Consider the following 20519-nt stretch of genomic DNA (forward strand, 5'->3'; position numbering starts at 1 on the left):
GAGCGGAGGGGCAGGTCGACACGACGGGCCCGACCACCGAGGTGGCCGGGCCCGTCGTCGCGTGAGGCGGGGTCAGCGCATCTCGGCGCTGATCACCCCCATCACGGCGGCGTCGGCGAGCGTCGTCGTGTCGCCGATCTCGCGTCCCTCGGCGACGTCGCGCAGCAGGCGGCGCATGATCTTGCCCGAGCGGGTCTTCGGCAGCTCGTCCACGAGCACCACGGTGCGCGGGCGGGCGATGGCGCCGATCTGCTCCGCGACGTGTCGACGGAGCGAGGCCGCCGCCTCCTCGGGGTCGAGGTCGACCTTCGCCTTGTCGCGGAGGACGACGAACGCGACGACCGCCTGGCCGGTCGCCTCGTCCGCGGCGCCGACGACCGCCGACTCGGCGACGACGGCGTGCGAGACGAGCGCCGACTCGATCTCCGCGGTCGAGAGCCGGTGGCCGGACACGTTCATGACGTCGTCGACCCGGCCGAGCAGCCAGATGTCGCCGTCCTCGTCGCGACGAGCGCCGTCGCCGGCGAAGTAGCGGTCGCCGAAGCGGCTCCAGTACGTCTCGACGTAGCGGTCGCGGTCGCCCCAGATGCCGCGCAGCATCGAGGGCCACGGCTCGGTCACGACGAGCAGGCCGCTGCCGCCCGGCGCCACGGGCGTGCCGTCGTCGTCGACCACGTCGACCGAGACGCCCGGCAGCGGGGTCTGCGCCGCGCCCGGCTTGGTCGTCGTGACGCCCGGCAGGGGGCTGACCATGATCGCGCCGGTCTCGGTCTGCCACCAGGTGTCGACGATCGGGAGGCGGTCGGCGCCGATGACCTCGCGGTACCAGAGCCACGCCTCGGGGTTGATCGGCTCGCCCACCGAGCCGAGCAGCCGGAGGGAGGACAGGTCGCGCGCCTGCGGGATCTCGCGGCCGGCCTTCATGACGCTGCGGATCGCGGTCGGCGCCGTGTAGAAGAGCGTCACGCCGTACTTCTCGACGACGTCCCACCAGCGACCGGCCGCCGGGAAGTCGGGGGTGCCCTCGTAGAGCACCTGCGTGGCCCCGTTGGCGAGGGGGCCGTAGACGACGTAGCTGTGGCCGGTGATCCAGCCGACGTCGGCCGTGCACCACCACACGTCGGTCTCGGGCTTCAGGTCGAAGACCGTGGCGTGCGTGTAGGCGACCTGGGTCAGGTAGCCGCCGGAGGTGTGCAGGATGCCCTTGGGCTTCCCGGTCGTGCCGCTCGTGTAGAGGATGAAGAGGGGGTGCTCGGCGTCGAAGGCCTCGGCCTCGTGCTCGTCGGCGACGCCCTCGAGCTGCTCGTGCCACCAGAGGTCGCGCCCCTCGGTCCAGTCGACCTCGTTGCCGCCGCGGCGCACGACGAGCACGTTCCGCACGGTCGCGGGCCCGTCCGCGGCCAGCGCGGCGTCGACGGCGGGCTTGAGCGGCGACACGGCGCCCTTCCGCCAGCCGCCGTCGGCCGTGATGACGAGCACCGCCTGGGCGTCGTCGATGCGGGCCCGGAGGCTCTCCGCGCTGAAGCCGCCGAAGACGACCGAGTGGACGGCCCCGAGGCGAGCGACGGCGAGCATCGCCACGACGGCCTCGGGGATCTGCGGCAGGTAGATGACGACCCGGTCGCCCGCGACGACGCCGAGCGAGGTCAGCAGGTTCGCCGCCCGCTTCACCTCGCGCGTCAGCTCGGCGTAGGTGAGCGAGCGGCTGTCGCCCGGCTCGCCCTCCCAGTGCAGCGCGACGCGGTCGCCGTGGCCGGCGTCGACGTGGCGGTCGAGGCAGTTGACCGCGACGTTCAGCGTGCCGTCGGCGAACCACCGCGCGAAGGGCGGGTCGGACCAGTCGAGGGTCTCGGTCGGCGGGCGCTCCCAGCTGACGCGCTCGTGGGCCTGGCGGGCCCAGAACGCGAGGCGGTCGCGGCCGGCCTCCTCCGCCAGCTCGGGGCCGGCCGTGGCCCGGGCGGCGAAGTCGGGGTCGGGGGCGAACGTGCGCCCCCGCGTCAGCAGGTCATCGGTGCCGTCGACCATCTCGGTCCTCTCGCGTCGTTGCGGAACAGCCGGCTCACGCCGTCGCGCCGACCTTACTCCGGCCCCGGGTCGCGACCCGCCGCCGCCGGCCGCGCCCGACGCCGACGACACGGGGAGGCGCGGGTCGGCCCCGCCCTTCGCGCACCGGCCAGCCGCCGGTCCCGTCCTGCGCCCCGGGGGGTACTGTGATCCTCGTCGGACCTCGTCCGACGTGGCCGCGCTGACGATCCTCCCCCGATCCGGCGTGGCCGCGGCGGCATCCGTTCCCCCCGATGGGTGCCGCCCCTCTCACTCGGTCCCTCCCCAGGCTCCTCCGGCACGGCACGGTCCACGACTAGCGCTCGGCACCGGCGGCCCCCGGTCGCTCGGTGCCTAACGTCTCGGCATGATCGCCGACAGATCCCTCGATCCTCCGCCTCCGCCTCCGTTCCCGGCCTCGTTGCGGCCGGCCGACGCGTGGCCGCCGGGCCGCTTCGTCCCCGTCGTGCGGGCTCCGTCGTCCGACCGGGGCGGCGGGCAGGCCCTCGCCCTGCGGACCCGGCTGCTCGGCGACGGCCCGCTCGCCCCGTTCGTCGCCGACCCCTCGGTCACCGACGTGTTCGTCAACGGCGGGGCCGGCACGTGGGTCGACCGTGGCACCGGAGCCCGCCCCGACCCGCGGGTCCACCTCTCCGAGGCGGCCACCCGCGCGCTCGCCGTCCGACTCGTCGCGCTCGGCGGGCGGCACGTCGACGAGTCGAGCCCGTGCGTCGACGTGCGGCTGGCCGACGGCGTCCGCGTGCACGCCGTCCTGCCCCCGGTCTCGACGACGGGCACCCTCCTGTCGGTCCGGTTCCCGCGGCTCGACCCCGTGACGCTCGACGACCTCTCCGCCCAGGGCTTCTTCGGGCCGGGAGCCGAGGAGGCCGTCCGGGCCTGCGTGGCCGACCGGGCGAACGTGCTGGTCACGGGGGCCGGCGGCGCGGGCAAGACGACCCTCCTCGCCGCCATGCTCGGCGCCGCGCCGCCCTCCGACCGGATCGTCACCATCGAGGACGTCGCCGAGCTCCGCGTCGTCCACCCGCACGTCGTGTCGCTCGAGGCGCGGCAGCCCAACCTCGAGGGCGTCGGCGGGGTCGACACCGCCCGTCTCCTCCGCGAGGCGCTCCGGATGCGACCCGACCGCCTCGTCGTGGGGGAGTGCCGCGGGGTCGAGGTCCGCGACCTGCTGTCGGCCCTCAACACGGGCCACGACGGCGGGGCCGGGACGCTCCACGCGAACGGCCTGGCCGACGTGCCGGCCCGGCTCGAGGCCCTCGGCGCGGTCGCCGGGCTCTCGCCGGCCGCCCTGGCCCGGCAGGCCGTGAGCGCCTTCGACGCCGTCCTCCACGTCGAGCGTCGTGAGGGCCGACGGAGGCTCGAGCGGGTGGGTCGGCTCGTCCTCGGCCCGGGCGGCGAGCTGCGCTCCCGCGACGCGTCGGCAGGGGCGTCGGAGGCCGCTCGTGCCGCGTGAGGCACGACTCGGCGACCCCGCGTACGGTCCGCGTCGCGCCCCGGCCGACGGCCCGTCGGGGCCCCGGGGGAGGCGCGTGTCGGTCACGCCCGTCGCCACGGTCGTCGAGCGCGTCGCCGTGCTGCTCGGCGCGGGCGTGGCACCAGCGTCCGCCTGGCGCCACGTGGGCGAGGCAGAGCCGAGCGACGTGCTGCGGTCGTTCCTCGGCGGGGTGGCGGACGCCGCCGCCCGGGGGGAGGCGGTCTCCGGTGCGCTCCTCGCCGCCCTGGGGCGGTCGCCGTTCCCCCGCGCCCGCGACGGCCCCCGGCTCGAGGCGGAGTGGCGTCAGGTGGCCTGCGCCTGGCGGGTCGCCGAGGGGAGCGGTGCGCCGCTCGGCCACTGCCTCCGGTCCTTCGTGGCGGCCCTCCGCGAGGCGGACCGCGCACGGCGGGAGGTCGAGGTGGCCCTGAGCGGGCCTCGGTCGGCCGGTCGCATCGTTCTCGCGCTGCCCCCGGTCGGGGTCCTCTTCTCCGCGGGCATGGGCGCGGACGCCGTCGGCGTCCTGGTCGGCTCGCCGGTGGGGTGGACGTGCCTGGCCCTCGGCGGGGCGCTCGTCGAGGCGGCGCGCCGATGGACCGCGCGCCTCGTCCGGTCGGCGACGCCGTCCGACGCCGTGCCCGGCCTGCGCCTCGAGCTCCTGTCGGTGGCGGTCTCGGGCGGCGGCGCCTGGTCGGCGGCGATGGACGCCGTCCGGGCCGCCGTCGACGAGAGCGGCTGCGACCTCGGGCCCGCGGAGGCCGACGCCGACGGGGTCGACGTCCTCGATCTGTCCCGCCGCGCCGGTGCCCCCGCGTCGGAGCTCCTCCGTGCCGCCGCGGCCGAGCGCCGGCTCGAGGCCTCGACGCAGGCCCGGGCCGCGGCCGGGCGGCTGGGATCGACGCTCATGCTGCCGCTCGGCGCGTGCGTGCTGCCTGCCTTCCTCGTCGTCGGGGTCGTCCCCCTCGTCGTGTCGCTCGTCTCCTCCACGGCGAGCACCCTGTGAGGTCGCTCCCCAGCGCGATGGCCGGCACCGCCGGCGCCGGCCACCGGCGAGCGAGACTCGCCCCGGGTCGGCCGCCGGTCGATCCGGCGCCGCCGGCGCCGCACCCCCATCGCACCACCCCGAGCCAGGAGGACCTCATGACCACGACGACCACCATCCGCACCACCTGCACGGGCCGCGTCGAGACCGCGGCCGCGGTCGGCCTGCCGTCCCGCTCGCGGCTCGGCCACGCGCTCGACGCCCTCCGCTCCGACCGCGGGGCCGCCACCGCCGAGTACGCGATCGTCATCATGGCGGCGGTCGGCTTCGCCGGGGTCCTCCTCGCCGTGATGAGGTCGGACGAGGTACGAGGCGTGCTCGGCGACCTCGTCCGCTCGGCCCTCACGGTGGGCTGACGATGTCGGCGCGTCGGTCCGGGCCGGAGCGGTGGCCGCACGGCCTCGGGGGGCCGGCGCACGGCGCCCGACCCGTCCCGCGCCTCCGGCACGACCGGGGCAGCGTGACCGCGGAGTTCGCGGTGACGGTGCCGGCCTTGCTCGCGGTGGTCGGCCTCGTCGTCGCCGCGACGGGCGCCGCGCGGCAGTCGGTGGCGCTGGCCGACGCCGCGGCCGTCGTCGCCCGACAGACCGCTCGGGGCGACGAGGCCGCCGTGCCCGGCACCCTGGCCCGACTGGCCCCCGGTGCCTCGGCCACCTCCTCCGTGGAGGGCGACCTCGTCTGCGTGCGGGTCGAGCGGGCCGTCGACGTCGGGCCGCTGGCGGGCGTCGTCGCGCTCTCGTCCCGCAGCTGCGCTCCCGGGCTCGGCCGGTGAGCGACCGCGCGTCGCCGCCGTCGCGGCGCTCGGCGCCGTCGTGGCGCTCCGAGCGGGGCAGCGCCGCGGCCTCCGCCCTCGTGGTCGTGGCGCTCGTCGCGCTCTGCGTCGTCGTGGTCGCCGGCTGTCGCGTCCTCGCCGAGCGAGGCCGCGTCGCCGGGGCGGCCGACGCCTCGGCGCTCGCCGCCGCCGACGTCGCGGCCGGCCTCGTCGCCGGGTCGCCGTGCCCCCGCGCGGCGGCCGCCGCGACGGCCAACGGCACGGTGCTCGACAGCTGCGTCGTCGCCGGGCACGAGGCCACCGTGCGGGTCTCGACGGTGGTCTCCGGCGTGGTCGTCGCGGCCTCCGCGACGGCCGGGCCGCCGCCCGCCGACGACCGGTCGGGCCCCGCACCGCCGTGAACGGGCCGTGACGGCGGTGTGTGTATGGTGTGCCTGTCGGCCGCACCCGTTCCCGCCGTCGCGCCGGCCGAGGCGCGGCCCGGAGGGCCCGCTGTCGTCCCTCGCTCCCGGTCCCGTCGACCGGTCCCCGTCGTCCCCCCACCCCAAGGAGTCCCGTGCCAGGCACGAAGAAGCTGGTCATCGTCGAGTCGCCCGCGAAGGCCAAGACGATCGCCCAGTACCTCGGCAGCGGATACGAGGTCCTCGCGTCCGTCGGCCACATCCGCGACCTCGTCGAGCCGAAGAACCTGCCCGCCGAGCTCAAGAAGGGCTCGCTCGGCAAGTTCTCGGTCGACGTCGAGAACGGCTTCGAGCCCTACTACGTCGTCTCCGACGCCAAGAAGAAGACGGTGTCCGACCTCAAGCGCGCGCTCAAGGGCGCCGACGAGCTCTACCTCGCCACTGATGAGGACCGCGAGGGCGAGGCCATCGCGTGGCACCTGCTGCAGGAGCTCAAGCCGAAGGTGCCCGTCAAGCGGATGGTCTTCCACGAGATCACCAAGGACGCGATCCAGAAGGCCCAGGAGAACACCCGCGAGCTCGACACCGCGCTCGTCGACGCGCAGGAGACGCGCCGCATCCTCGACCGCCTCTACGGCTACGAGGTCTCGCCCGTCCTCTGGCGGAAGGTCGGCCCGGGGCTCTCGGCCGGTCGCGTCCAGTCGGCCGCCACGCGCCTCGTCGTCGACCGCGAGCGCGAGCGCCTCGCCTTCGTCTCCGCCTCCTACTGGGACCTCACCGCCACCTTCGAGCCGAGCACCGAGGCGCTCCCCTTCTCCTCGCGCCTCGTGCGGGTCAACGGCACCCGCGTCGCCAGCGGCCGCGACTTCGACGACCGCGGCCGCCTCAAGGGCGAGGCCGTGGCGCTCGACGAGGCCTCGGCCGGCACGCTGAGCCGCGCCCTCGAGGGCGACGCCGTGCAGATCGTCGTCTCGTCGGTCGAGTCGAAGCCCTACACGCGCCGTCCCGCGGCCCCGTTCACGACGTCGACCCTGCAGCAGGAGGCGGCGCGCAAGCTCCGCTTCTCCGCGCGCCAGACCATGAGCGTCGCGCAGTCGCTGTACGAGAACGGCCACATCACCTACATGCGCACCGACTCGCCGTCCTTGTCGCAGCAGGCGACGAACGCCGCCCGCAGCCAGGCGGCCTCGCTCTACGGCTCCGAGACCGTGCCCGAGAAGCCCCGCACGTACTCGGGCAAGAGCAAGAACGCCCAGGAGGCGCACGAGGCGATCCGTCCCTCGGGCGACACCTTCCGCACCCCGAGCGAGATGCAGGGCGCCCTCCGCGGCAACGACTGGAAGCTCTACGACCTCATCTGGAAGCGCACGGTCGCCTCGCAGATGGCCGACGCCAAGGGCTCGACCGCCTCCGTGGTCGTCTCGGCCACGGTGCCCGACGCGGTCGAGGGGATCACCGCGCGGTCGACGGCCGGCACGCTCGCCGAGTTCGTCGCGACCGGCACCGTCATCACCTTCCGCGGCTTCCTGGCCGCGTACGAGGAGGGGCGCGACGAAGATCGCCACGGCACGGCCGAGCAGGCCGAGGCGAAGCTGCCGAAGCTCACCGAGGGACAGCAGCTGGCGCTCGACGAGGTCGAGGCCAAGGGGCACGACACGAGCGCCCCGCCGCGCTACACCGAGGCGAGCCTGGTGAAGACGCTGGAGGAGCTCGGCATCGGGCGGCCCTCGACCTACGCCGCGATCATGTCGACGATCGTCGACCGCGGCTACGTGACCCCCCGAGGCACCGCCCTCGTGCCGAACTGGATCGCCTTCTCGGTCGTCCGCCTCCTGGAGGAGTACTTCGGCGACCTGGTCGAGTACGACTTCACGGCCAGCATGGAGGACGACCTCGACCTCATCGCCGGCGGCGACGCCGACCGCGTCGACTGGCTGAACGGGTTCTACTTCGGCAACGACACGCACCGGGGCCTGCGCAAGGTCATCGACAACCTGGGCGAGATCGACGCCCGCGACATCAACTCCATCGCCCTGGGCGAGGGCATCACCCTCCGCATCGGCCGCTACGGCCCCTACCTCGAGGCCCCGGGCGACGACCCCGAGACCCCGCGCCGGGTGAACGTGCCGGAGGACCTCGCCCCCGACGAGCTGACCCCGCAGCGAGCTCGAGACCTCATGGACGCGCCCGTCGTCGGCGACCGGGTCCTCGGCGTGGAGCCCGAGTCGGGCAAGGAGGTCGTCGCGAAGGACGGCCGCTTCGGCCCCTACGTCACCGAGCGCACCCCGGAGGAGGTGACGGCCGACCCCGCGACCGGCGAGGTCGTCGAGGCCCCTGCGGCCGCGGCGACGACCGGAACCGCCAAGACCCCCGCGAAGAAGGCCCCGGCCAAGAAGGCCGCCGCCCCCAAGGAGCGCACCGCCTCCCTGTTCAAGAGCATGAGCGTCGACACGGTCGACCTCGAGACGGCCCTCAAGCTGCTGGCGCTGCCCCGCACGGTGGGCGTCGACCCCGAGAGCGGCGACGAGATCCAGGCGCAGAACGGCCGCTACGGCCCGTACCTGAAGAAGGGCACCGACACGAGGTCGCTGACCTCGGAGGAGCAGATCTTCGACATCGACCTGCCGGGTGCGCTCGAGCTCTACGCGCAGCCGAAGTACGGCGCCCGCCGTGCCAGCAGCGCGCTCGCGGAGTTCGAGGCCGACCCGGTCAGCGGCAAGCCGATCCGGGTCAAGGACGGTCGCTTCGGCCCGTACGTCACCGACGGCGAGACCAACGCGACGATCCCGCGTGGCGAGACGGTGGAGGAGGTCGACTTCGACCGGGCCGTCCAGCTCCTCGCCGACAAGCGGGCCAAGGGACCGGCGAAGCCGAAGGCGAAGGCCCCGGCCAAGAAGCCGGCGGCGAAGAAGCCCGCCGCGAAGAAGCCGGCCGCCGCCAAGACCACGGCCGCGAAGACCACGGCCGCGAAGACGACCGCCGCGAAGACGACCGCCGCGAAGACGACCGCCGCCAAGAAGCCGGCTGCCACGAAGGCGACGGCGGCGAAGGCCGCGCCCGCCTCGACGACCCCGGCGACGACCGAGTAGTGGCCGGGCTCTTCATCACCCTCGAGGGCGGCGACGGGTCGGGCAAGACGACGCAGGCCGGCCTGCTCGAGTCGTGGCTGGTCGGCGAGGGTCGCCGGGTCGTGCGGACGCGCGAGCCCGGCGGCACCGACCTGGGGCTCGAGCTCCGCCAGATCGTGCTGCACCGCCGCGGCCACATCGCCCCGCGCGCCGAGGCCCTGCTCTACGCCGCCGACCGGGCCCACCACGTCGAGACCCTCGTGCGTCCGGCGCTCGAGCGTGGCGAGGTCGTCCTGCAAGACCGGTACATCGACTCGTCGGTCGCCTACCAGGGAGCCGGTCGCGTGCTCGGCGGCGACGAGGTGCGGGCCCTCTCGCGATGGGCGGTCGAGGGCCTCGAGCCCGACCTCACGGTGCTGCTCGACCTCGACGAGCAGCTCGGCCGTCGGCGCCTCGACGCGGGCCGCACGACCTGGGACCGCCTCGAGGCCGAGGCGTCCGAGTTCCACGCGGCCGTGCGCCGTGCCTACCTCGCGATCGCCGACGCCGAGCCTGGCCGCTTCCTCGTCGTCGACGCGTCGCGCCCGGTCGACGACATCGCCGCCGAGGTGCGCGCGCGGGTGGCCGCGCTGCTGGACGCGGCATGACCTTCTGGGACGACCTGACCGGTCAGGCCGAGGCCATCCAGACCCTCCGCGCGGCGGCCTCCGCCGACCCGGCCAACTCGTCGATGACGCACTCGTGGCTGATCACCGGCCCGCCGGGGTCGGGGCGCTCGAACCTCGCCTACGCGTTCGCCGGCGCGCTCCTGGCCCGCGGCCACGACGACGAGGCGACCGCCCGGCAGGTGGCGGCGCGCTCGCATCCCGACCTCGCCGTGCTGAGCACGGAGCGCATCATCATCACCATCGACGAGGTGCGCACGCTCGTCGCGTCGTCGCAGTTCTCGCCCTCGGTCGGCCGCTACCGCGTCGTCGTCATCGAGGACGCCGACCGCATGACCGAGCGCACCTCCAACCTCCTCCTCAAGGCGCTGGAGGAGCCGCCGCCCCGCACGGTGTGGATCCTCTGCGCGCCGAGCGAGGCCGACCTCATCCCGACGATCCGGTCCCGGGTGCGCAGCGTGCGCCTCCGCGTGCCCTCGGTCGACGACGTCGCCGAGCTGCTGACCCGCCGCGGGGTCGAGCGGGAGACCGCCGTGGTGGCGGCGCGGGAGGCGCAGAGCCACATCGGCATGGCGCAGCGCCTGGCCACCGACCCGGAGGCGCGCGGCCGTCGTCGACGGACGCTCGAGACCGCGCTCGCCATCCGCTCCGTCTCCGACGCCGTCATCGCCGCCTCGACGATGCTGGCCGTCGCCGGCGACGACGCGAAGGCCATCACCGAGGAGCGCGACGCGCAGGAGCGTGCCAGCGCCCTCCGCTCGCTCGGCGTCGAGGCGGGCGGCACGGTGCCGCCCGCGCTGCGCAGCCAGCTCCGCGCCCTCGAGGACGACCAGAAGCGGCGGGCGACCCGCAGCCTCCGTGACGGCATCGACCGCATCATGGTCGACCTGCTGTCGCTCTACCGCGACGTGCTGCTGCTGCACCTCGGCGTCGGCCACGACCTCGTGAACGAGAGCATCAGGTCGCAGCTCGAGGCAGCCCGCGCCGCGTCGAGCCCGGCGACCACGCTCGCGGTCATGGACGCGGTCGCCCTCGCCCGGCGCCGCATCGAGGCCAACGTCGCCCCGGCCCTCGCCCTGGAGGCCATGCTCGTCGCCGTCAGCAGACACGCGGTCCGGTGAGGCAAGATGGCGGGATGACCGACCCGACAGCGACGGCCCCCGGGCTGCGCGAACGCAAGAGGCTGGCCACCCGACGAGCGATCCAGGTCGCCGTCCTCGATCTCGTCACCGAGCTGGGGCTCGAGGCCGTGACGGTCGAGATGATCAGCCGCCGCGCCGACGTCTCGCCGCGCACCTTCTTCAACTACTTCACCTCGAAGGAGGAGGCCGTCATCGGCGACCTCCCCGAGCTGCCCGACGGCGCCGAGGTCGACGCCTTCGTGGGCGACCACGAGCGGCCCCTCCTCGACGGGCTGATCGACCTGCTCTACGACGCCGTCGTGACCGCCACCTACGACCGCGAGCTCGTCCAGCGCCGCCGTGTCGTGCTCCGGGCGCACCCCGACCTCCTCGCGCGCCGCATCGCGTCGACCCGCGTCATGGAGGCGCGGCTCACCGAGATCGTCACCCGGCGCCTCGCGGAGGACGACGCGGCCACGGCCGGCGCCGCCGAGACCGAGACCGAGACCGAGGAGGCGCGGCGCAGCCGGGCGGACCTCGTCACCCTCGTGACCATCGCCACCCTCCGCCACGCGTGGTCCGAGTGGATCGACGACGACGACGCCGACCACCAGGCCGACCACCGCTTCGGCCTGCGCGCCCGGATGCAGGACTCCTTCGCCGCCCTCGAGCGCGTGGTGACGCGAGCCGTCTGAGAATCCGGTACAGTATCTAATCGTGCCGCGAGGCACGGGTTCCGGTCTCGACCGTGATCCGCCGCTTTAGCTCAGTCGGCAGAGCGTCTCACTCGTAATGAGAAGGTCTGGGGTTCGATTCCCCAAAGCGGCTCCACTCGACAGCCCCTCCCGATCGGGAGGGGCTGTTCTCGTCGGTGCGTGCGGGTCCGCCGGCCCCTCGACCTCTGCAGCCGGTGCTGGTAGACAGAGGCTCCATGAGCATCAGATGGGGCGTCCTCGGCGCCGGGGGCATCGCCTCGACCTTCGTCCGCGACCTGGCCGGGGCGGGCATCTCGGTCACAGCCGTCGGGTCGCGCGACCCGGAGCGGGCGCGGGCGTTCGCCGACGAGCACGACGTGCCCCGGGCCCACGGCAGCTACGACGACCTCGTCGCCGACCCGGGGGTCGACGTCGTGTACGTCGCGACCCCGCACGTGCTCCACCGCGAGCACGCGCTGCTCGCCCTCGCCGCCGGCAAGCACGTCCTCGTCGAGAAGCCGTTCACCGTCTCCGCCGCAGAGGCCGAGGAGGTGCTCGACGCCGCCCGGGCCGCGGGACTGGTGGCGCTGGACGCGATGTGGACGCGCTACACGCCGCAGAGCGCGTTCATCCGCGAGGTGGTGCGGTCGGGGACGATCGGCGAGCCGCGCCTCCTGACTGCCACGCACCTCCAGGCGCTGCCGACCGACCCGCGGCACCGGGTCAACGACCCCGCCCTCGGGGGAGGCGCGCTGCTCGACCTCGGGGTCTACCCCGTCGCGTTCGCCCACGACGTGCTCGGCCCCGTGGCCGAGGTCGCGGCCGTCGGCACCCTGAGCGAGCAGGGCGTCGACCGTCGGGTGGGTGTCTCGCTCCGTCACGAGGGCGGCGGGTCGTCGCAGCTGTTCGCGGCGCTGGACACGCCGGGCGGGGACGTCGCGGTCGTGCACGGCACCGAGGGGCGCCTGGAGGTCGACCCGAACTGGCACGAGCCCGGCGGCGTCACGGTGTTCGACCGCGACGGGAACGTCGTCGACCGCCGCGTCGCCGACGAGGGCGGGCTGCGGGGGATGCAGCACCAGGCGGCGGAGCTCGAGCGCCTCGTCGCCGCCGGCGAGCTCGAGAGCCCGCTGCTGCCCGCCCGCGGCACGCTCGAGGTCATGCGCACCCTCGACGAGGTGCGCCGGCAGATCGGGGTGCGCTACCCGGGCGAGCAGCGCGGGGACGCGGGCGTTTCGTAGGATGTCCTCGATGAACGAGCAGGACGCGCACGACGACGCCGCCCACCCCGACGCAGCGCACCCCGACGCAGACCACGCCGACGCACGCCACCCCGACGTCGGCCCGGCCCCCCGACGCCCCGGCCCGGCGTCCTGGCTCCGCGCCCACCCGCGGGCCACGCTGGTCACCGCCGCCGTCGCGGCCTTCGCCCTCCTCGCCGGAGGCGCGGTCGCGGCCGGCGCCGCCACGGCGCCCGAAGGGGAGGGCACGTCGACCCCCGTCGCCGGCCCGACCACCGTCGTCACCGTCACGCCCAGCCCGACCGCGACGACCGACCCGGCGCGCTCGGTGCCGGCCGAGATCCCCGCCCCCACGCGCCTGCGCACCTGCTCGGTCGCGACGCCCGCGGCCGACTCCCGGCTCGCCCAGTTCGAGGGCTCGGTGGTCAACGCCACGACCGGCGAGGTGCTCTTCGACCGCGACGGCTCGACGCCGGCCCGCACGGGCAGCGTGATGAAGACGCTCACCAGCGCGGTCGCGCTCGCCGTGCTCGGCGGCGATCACCGCCTCACGACCACCGTCACCGGCGACCCCGGCAGCGGCTCCGTCGCGCTCGTCGGCGGGGGCGACGCGACGCTCAGCGCCACCGGCCGGAGCGTCTACGCGAACGCCCCCACGCTCTCCGACCTCGCGACCCAGGTCAAGGCGTCCCTCGGCGAGCAGCCCGTCACCCAGATCACCCTCGACGCGACGTTCTGGAGCCAGGCCGACGAGTGGGACCCGTCGTGGAAGCGCACCGAGCAGACCATCGGCTACCACAGCGAGGTCACCGCCCTCATGGTCGACGGCGACCGGGCCGACCCGAGCGCGCAGACCAGCCCCCGCAGCACCGACCCCGTCGCGCGGGCGGGCGACGCCTTCCGGGCCGCGCTCGTCGCGGCCGGGGTGGTCGGGGCCGACACGGCCGCGATGGCCCAGGGGACGGGCACGAGCACGACCGTGCTCGGCACCGTCAGATCGCAGCCGGTCTCGACCCTCATCGGCCAGATGCTGCCCAACAGCGACAACACCCTCGCCGAGATGCTCGCCCGGGTCTCGTCGAAGGAGTCCGGCGCCGACGGCTCGGCCGCGTCGCTCACGACGCTCTACCGGTCGGCGCTGCAGACCACCTACGGCCTCGACGCGTCGACGGTGACGATCGTCGACGGGTCGGGCCTGAGCGAGAACAACGCCGTCCCGAGCACCTTCGTCGCGCGCCTGATGATCCCGGTGCTGAACCGCGAGAAGGGCCTCGGCGTCGTGTACGACGCGCTGCCCGTCTCCGGCCGCTCGGGCACCCTCGCTTCCCGCTTCACGGGCGCGAACGCCGTGGCGGCCGGCGCCGTGCACGCCAAGACGGGCTGGATCGACACGGCCTACACGCTCGCCGGCACCATCGCCGCCGCCGACGGCACGAAGCTCACCTTCGCGTTCTACGCGATCGGGTCCGTGCAGGACAACGCCCGCGTCGCCCTCGACACGCTGACCGCCGCCGTCTACAGCTGCGGCGACGCGCTCTCCAACACCTGACCGCCGACGCGTCCTCCTCAGGCGGGCGTCGCGGTCGCCCCTCCGCGGGCGGGCGGCGGACGCGGGCGTCGCCGGGGCGTCCGCGGCAGGATGGACGCATGACCAGAGCGCTGTTCGTCATCGACATCCAGAACGACTTCACCGAGGGAGGCGCCCTCGGCGTCGCCGGCGGAGCCCGCGTCGCCCAGGCGGTCACCGACCACCTCGGCGGGCCCCGCGCCGTCGACTACGACGTCGTCGTCGCCAGCCGCGACTGGCACGACGGCAACGGGGACAACGGCGGGCACTTCAGCGCCGACCCCGACTACGTCACGACCTGGCCGGTGCACTGCGTCCGCGGCACCCCGGGGGCCGAGTACCACCCGGCGCTCGACGTCTCCGCCGTCGACGTGCACGTGCGCAAGGGCACGGGAGAGCCGGCCTACTCGCTCTTCGAGGGCCGGGCCGAGGACGGCCGCTCCGTGCCCGACGTGCTGGCCGAGCACGGCGTCACCGAAGTCGACGTCGTCGGCCTCGCCACCGACCACTGCGTGCGGGCTTCGGCCCTCGACGCGGTCGCGCAGGGCCTCCGGGTGCGCGTGCTCACCGACCTCGTCGCCGGGGTGGCACCGGGCACCACGGCGGCCGCCCTCGACGAGCTGCGGGCCGCGGGCGTCGAGACCGTGACGGCGGGGGAGGCGTCGTGACGCGCCTCCCCGGGGCGTCGCCGGACGACGTCCGGCGCGTGCTCGACGCCGTCCCGACGGGACTGCTCGTCGGGGGTCGGTGGCAGCCCGCCGAGTCGGGGGCGACCTTCGACGTGCGCGACCCGGCGACGGGCGACGTCGTCGCTCAGGTCGCCGACGCCGGGCCGGCCGACGGGCTGCGCGCCCTCGACGCGGCGGTCGAGGCCGGGCCTGCCTGGGCCGCCACGGCGCCGCGGGAGCGCGCCGACGTCCTGCGTCGCGCCTTCGACCTCGTCATCGAGCACGCGGACGACCTGGCGCTCCTGATGACCGTCGAGATGGGCAAGCCCCTCGCCGAGTCGCGCGGGGAGGTGACCTACGGGGCCGAGTTCCTCCGCTGGTTCAGCGAGGAGGCCGTGCGGGTCGCGGGCCGGTACGGCACGAACCCCGAGGGCACCGGCCGCACCCTCACGCTGCAGCGACCCGTCGGGCCGTGCCTGCTCGTCACGCCCTGGAACTTCCCGCTCGCGATGGCCACCCGCAAGATCGCTCCGGCGCTGGCCGCGGGCTGCACCGTCGTCGTCAAGCCGGCCGACCTCACGCCCCTCACGACGCTCGCCCTCGCGGCGCTGCTCGAGCAGGCCGGGGTGCCGGCGGGCGTCGTCTCCGTGGTCACGACGTCACGGGCGGGCGACGTGTGCGAGCCCCTCATCCGCGACCCGCGCCTCCGCAAGCTGAGCTTCACGGGGTCGACGCCGGTCGGCTCGACCCTGCTCGCCCAGGCGTCCGAGCGCGTGCTCCGCACGTCGATGGAGCTCGGCGGAAACGCGCCCTTCCTCGTCTTCGACGACGCCGACCTCGACGCCGCGGTCGACGGGGCGATGCAGGCGAAGTTCCGCAACGTGGGGCAGGCCTGCACGGCCGCCAACCGCTTCCTCGTGCACGATGCGGTGGCCGACGAGTTCGTGCGTCGGGTCGTCGGCCGGGTGCGCGAGGCGCGCGTCGGGTCGGGCCTCGACGAGGGGACGACCATCGGCCCGCTGATCGACGAGCGCGCCGTCGACAAGGCGCGCGACCTCGTGCGCGACGCCGTCGAGCGCGGGGCGACCGTCGAGGTCGAGGGCGGCGAGGTCGACGGGCCGGGCACGTACTGGGCGCCCACGGTGCTCAGCGACGTGCAGCCGGGCAGCGAGATCCTCCGCACCGAGGTGTTCGGGCCGGTGCTCGCCGTCTCGACCTTCCGCGACGAGGCCGAGGCGGTGAGGCTCGCGAACGACACCGAGTACGGCCTCGTCTCGTACGCGTACACGCGCGACCTCGCCCGGGCGCAGCGCCTGGCCGAGACCCTCGAGACGGGGATGCTCGGGCTCGACGTCGGCGTCGTGTCGAACGCCGGGGCGCCCTTCGGCGGCGTCAAGGCGTCCGGCCTCGGACGCGAGGGCGGCGCCGAGGGCATCCACGAGTACCTCGAGACGGTCTACCTCATGACCCCCGACCCGTTCGCGGACGCGTCGGCGCCGGCGGCGCGCTCGTGACCGCCGCTCCCCTCCGCGTCGGCGTGGTGGGCTACGGCCTCGCCGGGCGCGTGTTCCATGCCGCCCTCATCGCCGCCGACCCCGCCTACGAGCTCGCCGCCGTCGTCACGCGCGACCCCGACCGCGGCGACGCGGTCCGAGCCGCCCACCCGGGTGCCGAGGTCGTCGCCTCGTCCGCCGACCTGGCCTCGATGGGGCTCGACCTCGTCGTGGTGGCCACGCCGAACGCCACGCACGCCGACGTGGCGGCGGAGGCGCTCCGCGCCGGGGCCGCCGTGGTGGTCGACAAGCCGGTCGCGACCAGCGCCGCCGAGGCACGCGGCCTGGTCGAGCTGGCCGAGTCTCTCGAGCGCCCGCTCACCGTCTACCAGAACCGTCGGTGGGACGGCGACTACCTCACGGCGACGCGGCTGGTCGCGAGCGGGGTGCTCGGCGACGTCCACACCTTCGAGTCGCGCTTCGAGCCGTGGAAGACGGCGAACCGGGCGGGCTGGAAGGCATCGGCGGGGGCCGAGGAGGGCGGGGGCATCCTCTTCGACCTCGGCCCGCACCTCGTCGACCAGGCCCTCCGCCTCTTCGGGCCAGCGATCGACGTGCACGCCGAGCTGGCGACCCGGCGGCCCGGCAGCGCGGCCGACGACGACGCGTTCGTCTCGCTGTCGCACGAGGGCGGCGTGCGCTCGCGTCTCTGGATGAGCCACGTCGCCGCCCAGCCCGCTCCGCGCCTCCGGGTGCTGGGGTCGGCGGGCGCCTACGTCGTCTCGGGCCTCGACCCGCAGGAGGCCCAGCTGGCCGCGGGCGGCTCGCCGCGCGACGAGGGCTACGGGCTCGCCGACCCCGCGCTCGCCGGCACGGTCGGCGTCGGGGCGGACGTCCGCCGTGAGCCCACCGACCGCGGCGCGTACCCGACGTTCTACGCGACGCTCGCGACGGCCCTGACCGAGGGCGGCCCGCTGCCCGTCGATCCCCGCGACGCGGTCGCCGCCCTCGAGGTCATCGAGCGGGCGCGCGCCTCCGCCGGCTGAGGGCGCGACGCGCGGGCGGCACCGGGCGGCGCCGACTCGCTCAGAGCCGGGTCTGCCAGTCGACGGCGGCGAGGACCGCGTCGACGTCGACCTCGCGCAGCGTCGCGGGCGACCACCGCGGCGAGCGGTCCTTGTCGACGACGCGGGCGCGGATGCCCTCGACGAGGTCGGGTGCGTCGGCCAGGGCGGTCACGAGGCCGAGCTCCTGGCCGAGGACGGCCGCCAGGTCGGGAAGCGTGGCCGCCCGGCGCTGAGCCGCCAGGGTCAGCACGACCGACGTCGGCGATGCCGCCTCGAGCTCGTCGGCCGCGGCGCCGGCCTCGGCGTTGCCGCCGGACTCCATCTGCCGGAGGCGCGCCACGATCGCCTGCGCGTCGTCGCCCTCGTAGCCCTCGTCGATCCAGTCACGGCTCGCGTCGAGGGGCGACGACGGGCTCGCGACCGAGAGCGCGCGCACCGCCTCCAGCCCGCCGGTCGCGAGCGCGTCGAGCACGACGTCGCCGCCGTCCTCGCCCTCGACGGGGACGAGCACGTCGGCGAAGCCGATCAGCAGCGCGTCGGCCGCCGTCATGGTGCGGCCCGTGAGCGCGAGGTGGGTGCCGAGCTGGCCGGGCGCGCGGGAGAGGAGGAAGCTGCCGCCCGCGTCCGGCGTCAGGCCGATGACGGTCTCGGGCATGCCGAGCGCGCTGCGGGGGGACACCACGCGCAGCGTGACGTGCCCGCCGAGGCCGATGCCGGCGCCCATCGCGAGGCCGTCGAGCCAGGACACGATCGGCTTCGGGTACAGACTGAGGCGCAGCGTGCCCCGGTACTCCCGCCGCCACATCTCGACGTTGCGGGCCGGGTCGACGGTCGCGTCGTGGTGCACGGCCGTGATGTCGCCACCAGCGCAGAACCCGCGCGGGCCCGCTCCACGGAGGAGGACGGACTCCACCGCGTCGTCGCGCTCCCACCCGTCGAGGGCCTGCTCGACGAGCCCGAGCATCTCCGTCGTCACGGCGTTGATCTTCCGCGGGCGGTTCAGCGTGATCACGCCGACGCCCCGGTCGACTCGGGTCAGGACGGGAGGGCCGGCAGCGTCGTCGCTCATGCCGCCACGCTAGTCGCCTCAGACGAGCAGCTGGTGCTTCGCCAGGTCGCGGTAGAGGGGCGTGCTCGCGACGAGTTCGGAGTGGGTGCCGACCCCGACGACGCGCCCCTTCTCGAGCACGACGATCTGGTCGCTGTCGACCACCGTCGACAGGCGGTGCGCGATCACGATCAGGGTGCGGCCCTCCGCGACGGCGTCCAGGGCCTCGCGCAGCCGCTGCTCGTTGAGCCCGTCGAGGCTCGACGTCGACTCGTCGAGCAGCAGGATCGGCGGCGCGGAGAGGAGGGTGCGGGCGATCGCCAGTCGCTGCCGCTCGCCACCCGAGAGCATGACGCCGTCCTCGCCCACCTGGGCGTCGAGCCCCTGGTCGCCCCGCTCGAGGACGCCGGTGAGGTTCACCGCCTCGAGCACGCGGCGGCAGTCGTCGTCGGTCGCCTCGGGGGACCCGAGGGTGAGGTTGTCGCGCAGGGTGCCCGCGAGCACCGGAGCGTCCTGCTCGACGTAGCCGATCCGGGAGCGCAGCTCGGTGCGGTCGAGCGCCCGGACGTCGACGCCGCCGAGCCGCACGACGCCCGCGCTGGGGTCGTAGAACCGCTCGACGAGCGCGAGGATCGTGCTCTTGCCGGCACCGGAGGGCCCGACGAGCGCAGTGCGGCGACCCACGGGCACCGAGAACGAGACGCCGTGCAGCACCGTGAGGTCGTCGTCGGGCACGGCCTCCCCGGAGGCCGCCTCGCGGGTGCCGCCGGCGGTGCCCGGCGCCGCGCCGCCCGCACCCGAGCCGCCCGCGCCGACCGCGCGCGACCCACCCGAGCCCGAGCCGCCCGCGGCGACCGGGGAGTCGGGGTAGCGGAAGCGGACGCCCTCGAACGACACGGCGTCGGTCGTCTCGACCCGGGCGCCGGCGCCGAGCCGGGCGGCGGCCTCGGCGTCCCCGTCGGTCTCGGCCGGCAGGTCGAGGATCTCCTGGATGCGACCGAGTGCCCCGAGCGCCTGGTTGACGCTCAGCACGGCGCCCATGGCCTGGCCGAGCGGCATGATCATGAGGAAGAGGAACAGGATGAACGACACGAGCGAGGCGATCGTGATGGTGCCGCTCGCCACGCGGTAGCCGCCGACCCCGAGCACGACGAGGAACGACGCCTGCAGGGCGACGGACGCGATCGGCACGACGAGCGCCGAGATGCGGGCGACCTGCAGGCCCCGCTGGTAGGCCCCCTCGGCGTCGCGCCCGACGGCGGCGATCTCGCGCTCGGTGGCGCCCGACGCGCGGATGGTGCGCACCGAGCTGATGGCCCGCTCGACCGCGGCCGTCAGGTCGCCGACCTTCTCCTGCGCCTGCCGGCTCGCGACCCGGATGCGGCCCGACAGCACGACGACGACCACGACCGAGACGGCCACGACGAGCACGGTCAGCCCGAGCAGCACCGGGTCGATGAGGAACATGCCGACGAGGGCGCCGACGAAGGTCAGCGACCCGCCGATCGCCTCGACGAGGCCCTGCGTGAGCACGGCGCGCAGCAGCGTCGTGTCGGACCCCACGCGGGAGACGAGGTCGCCGGTTCGGCGCGCGTCGAACTGGCTGACCGGCAGGCGCAGCAGGCTGCCGACGAGGCGCCGTCGGCTCGAGAGCACCACGCCCTCGCCGGTGCGCTGCAGCAGGTAGTGCTGGAAGCCGCTCAGCAGCCCCGCGACGACGACGAGGGCGACGAGCAGCCAGACGAGGCGGCCGAGGGACCGGCCGTCCTGGACGAGTGCGATGACCCGCTGCACGAGCAGCGGCTGGGCGAGCGACGCGGCGGCCCCGAGCACGCTCAGCACGATGATGACGACCATGATGCGCTTGTGCTCGACGAGGTAGGGGACGAGCTGTCGGAAGGTCGCGCGCGGCCCCTCGGGCACGGGGCGGCGACCGAGCCCGCGGCGGGGGCGGGCCGACGTCGGGGAGCCGGCCCGCGCCTCCTTCTCGGAGGGGGTGCGGGGGGTGCTGGTGCGCGTGCTCGTGTCGGAGCTCATGGTGCCTCTCGTGCCGGGTGCCGCGGCGACGGTCGCGGCGTTCGTCGGCGCCGCCGACGTCGTCGACGCGCCGACACGAGGGTACTTCGTGAGACCGCG

17 protein-coding genes and 1 tRNA gene are annotated in these 20519 nt (G+C 75.2%); 15 read left to right on the forward strand and 3 right to left on the reverse strand.

Annotated elements, in window-relative coordinates:
• Positions 1 to 72 precede the first annotated feature (72 nt).
• Entirely contained in the window at positions 73 to 2025 is a 1953-nt protein-coding gene (gene acs, locus EDF38_RS04205) for an acetate--CoA ligase (protein ID WP_123354111.1), read from the reverse strand.
• A 385-nt stretch (positions 2026 to 2410) separates the two neighbouring features.
• On the opposite strand from acs, the gene EDF38_RS04210 reads away from it, so the two are divergent.
• From EDF38_RS04210 to EDF38_RS04280, 15 genes are all read left to right on the forward strand, one after another.
• Positions 2411 to 3517 carry a TadA family conjugal transfer-associated ATPase gene (locus EDF38_RS04210; RefSeq protein ID WP_123354112.1) on the forward strand — a complete coding sequence of 369 codons (1107 nt, stop codon included), beginning with the start codon at positions 2411 to 2413 and terminating at the stop codon, positions 3515 to 3517.
• 76 nt (positions 3518 to 3593) lie between these two features.
• Positions 3594 to 4538, forward strand: a complete 945-nt coding sequence (locus EDF38_RS04215; RefSeq protein ID WP_123354113.1) for a type II secretion system F family protein — start codon at positions 3594 to 3596, stop codon at positions 4536 to 4538.
• A 137-nt stretch (positions 4539 to 4675) separates the two neighbouring features.
• Positions 4676 to 4933: a DUF4244 domain-containing protein gene (locus EDF38_RS04220; RefSeq protein ID WP_123354114.1), complete on the forward strand. Its 258-nt coding sequence runs from the start codon at positions 4676 to 4678 to the stop codon at positions 4931 to 4933.
• Between the two features lie 104 nt (positions 4934 to 5037).
• The gene (locus EDF38_RS04225) at positions 5038 to 5349 is read left to right on the forward strand and encodes a TadE family type IV pilus minor pilin (protein ID WP_148061444.1); all 312 of its coding nucleotides are present in this window, start codon (positions 5038 to 5040) and stop codon (positions 5347 to 5349) included.
• The gene (locus EDF38_RS16035; RefSeq protein WP_199734582.1) at positions 5346 to 5750 is read left to right on the forward strand and encodes a hypothetical protein; all 405 of its coding nucleotides are present in this window, start codon (positions 5346 to 5348) and stop codon (positions 5748 to 5750) included. The genes EDF38_RS04225 and EDF38_RS16035 overlap by 4 nt, the downstream gene beginning before the upstream one ends.
• Positions 5751 to 5905: 155 nt before the next feature.
• Entirely contained in the window at positions 5906 to 8839 is a 2934-nt protein-coding gene (gene topA, locus EDF38_RS04235) for a type I DNA topoisomerase (RefSeq protein WP_123354116.1), read from the forward strand.
• Positions 8839 to 9465 (forward strand): dTMP kinase, encoded by a 627-nt coding sequence (tmk, locus tag EDF38_RS04240; protein WP_123354117.1) that lies wholly within the window; start codon positions 8839 to 8841, stop codon positions 9463 to 9465. Before topA ends, tmk begins: the two co-directional genes overlap by 1 nt.
• Positions 9462 to 10604 (forward strand): DNA polymerase III subunit delta', encoded by a 1143-nt coding sequence (locus EDF38_RS04245; protein ID WP_123354118.1) that lies wholly within the window; start codon positions 9462 to 9464, stop codon positions 10602 to 10604. Before tmk ends, EDF38_RS04245 begins: the two co-directional genes overlap by 4 nt.
• 14 nt (positions 10605 to 10618) lie before the next feature.
• Positions 10619 to 11299, forward strand: coding sequence for a TetR/AcrR family transcriptional regulator (locus tag EDF38_RS04250; RefSeq protein ID WP_123354119.1), 681 nt, complete (start codon positions 10619 to 10621; stop codon positions 11297 to 11299).
• Between the two features lie 60 nt (positions 11300 to 11359).
• Positions 11360 to 11435 (forward strand) — tRNA-Thr (locus tag EDF38_RS04255).
• Positions 11436 to 11535: 100 nt separating this feature from the next.
• On the forward strand, positions 11536 to 12540 hold the full coding sequence (locus EDF38_RS04260; RefSeq protein WP_123354120.1) for a Gfo/Idh/MocA family protein: 1005 nt from the start codon (positions 11536 to 11538) through the stop codon (positions 12538 to 12540).
• 10 nt (positions 12541 to 12550) lie between these two features.
• Positions 12551 to 14089 carry a D-alanyl-D-alanine carboxypeptidase/D-alanyl-D-alanine-endopeptidase gene (gene dacB / locus EDF38_RS04265; RefSeq protein WP_123355016.1) on the forward strand — a complete coding sequence of 513 codons (1539 nt, stop codon included), beginning with the start codon at positions 12551 to 12553 and terminating at the stop codon, positions 14087 to 14089.
• A 98-nt stretch (positions 14090 to 14187) separates the two neighbouring features.
• Positions 14188 to 14775, forward strand: coding sequence for an isochorismatase family protein (locus EDF38_RS04270; RefSeq protein ID WP_123354121.1), 588 nt, complete (start codon positions 14188 to 14190; stop codon positions 14773 to 14775).
• The gene (locus tag EDF38_RS04275) at positions 14772 to 16289 is read left to right on the forward strand and encodes an NAD-dependent succinate-semialdehyde dehydrogenase (RefSeq protein WP_233572198.1); all 1518 of its coding nucleotides are present in this window, start codon (positions 14772 to 14774) and stop codon (positions 16287 to 16289) included. The genes EDF38_RS04270 and EDF38_RS04275 overlap by 4 nt, the downstream gene beginning before the upstream one ends.
• Entirely contained in the window at positions 16286 to 17314 is a 1029-nt protein-coding gene (locus tag EDF38_RS04280) for a Gfo/Idh/MocA family oxidoreductase (RefSeq protein ID WP_123354122.1), read from the forward strand. The genes EDF38_RS04275 and EDF38_RS04280 overlap by 4 nt, the downstream gene beginning before the upstream one ends.
• A 40-nt stretch (positions 17315 to 17354) precedes the next feature.
• On the opposite strand, the gene EDF38_RS04285 is transcribed toward EDF38_RS04280, so the two are convergent.
• Both EDF38_RS04285 and EDF38_RS04290 read right to left on the reverse strand, forming a co-directional pair.
• The gene (locus EDF38_RS04285) at positions 17355 to 18404 is read right to left on the reverse strand and encodes an enoyl-CoA hydratase/isomerase family protein (RefSeq protein ID WP_123354123.1); all 1050 of its coding nucleotides are present in this window, start codon (positions 18402 to 18404) and stop codon (positions 17355 to 17357) included.
• Between the two features lie 18 nt (positions 18405 to 18422).
• On the reverse strand, positions 18423 to 20420 hold the full coding sequence (locus EDF38_RS04290) for an ABC transporter ATP-binding protein (protein WP_123354124.1): 1998 nt from the start codon (positions 20418 to 20420) through the stop codon (positions 18423 to 18425).
• Between the last annotated feature and the right edge of the window lie 99 nt (positions 20421 to 20519).

The organism is Frigoribacterium sp. PhB160, assembly GCF_003751785.1.
In the GTDB taxonomy this organism is placed as follows: Bacteria; Actinomycetota; Actinomycetes; order Actinomycetales; family Microbacteriaceae; genus Frigoribacterium.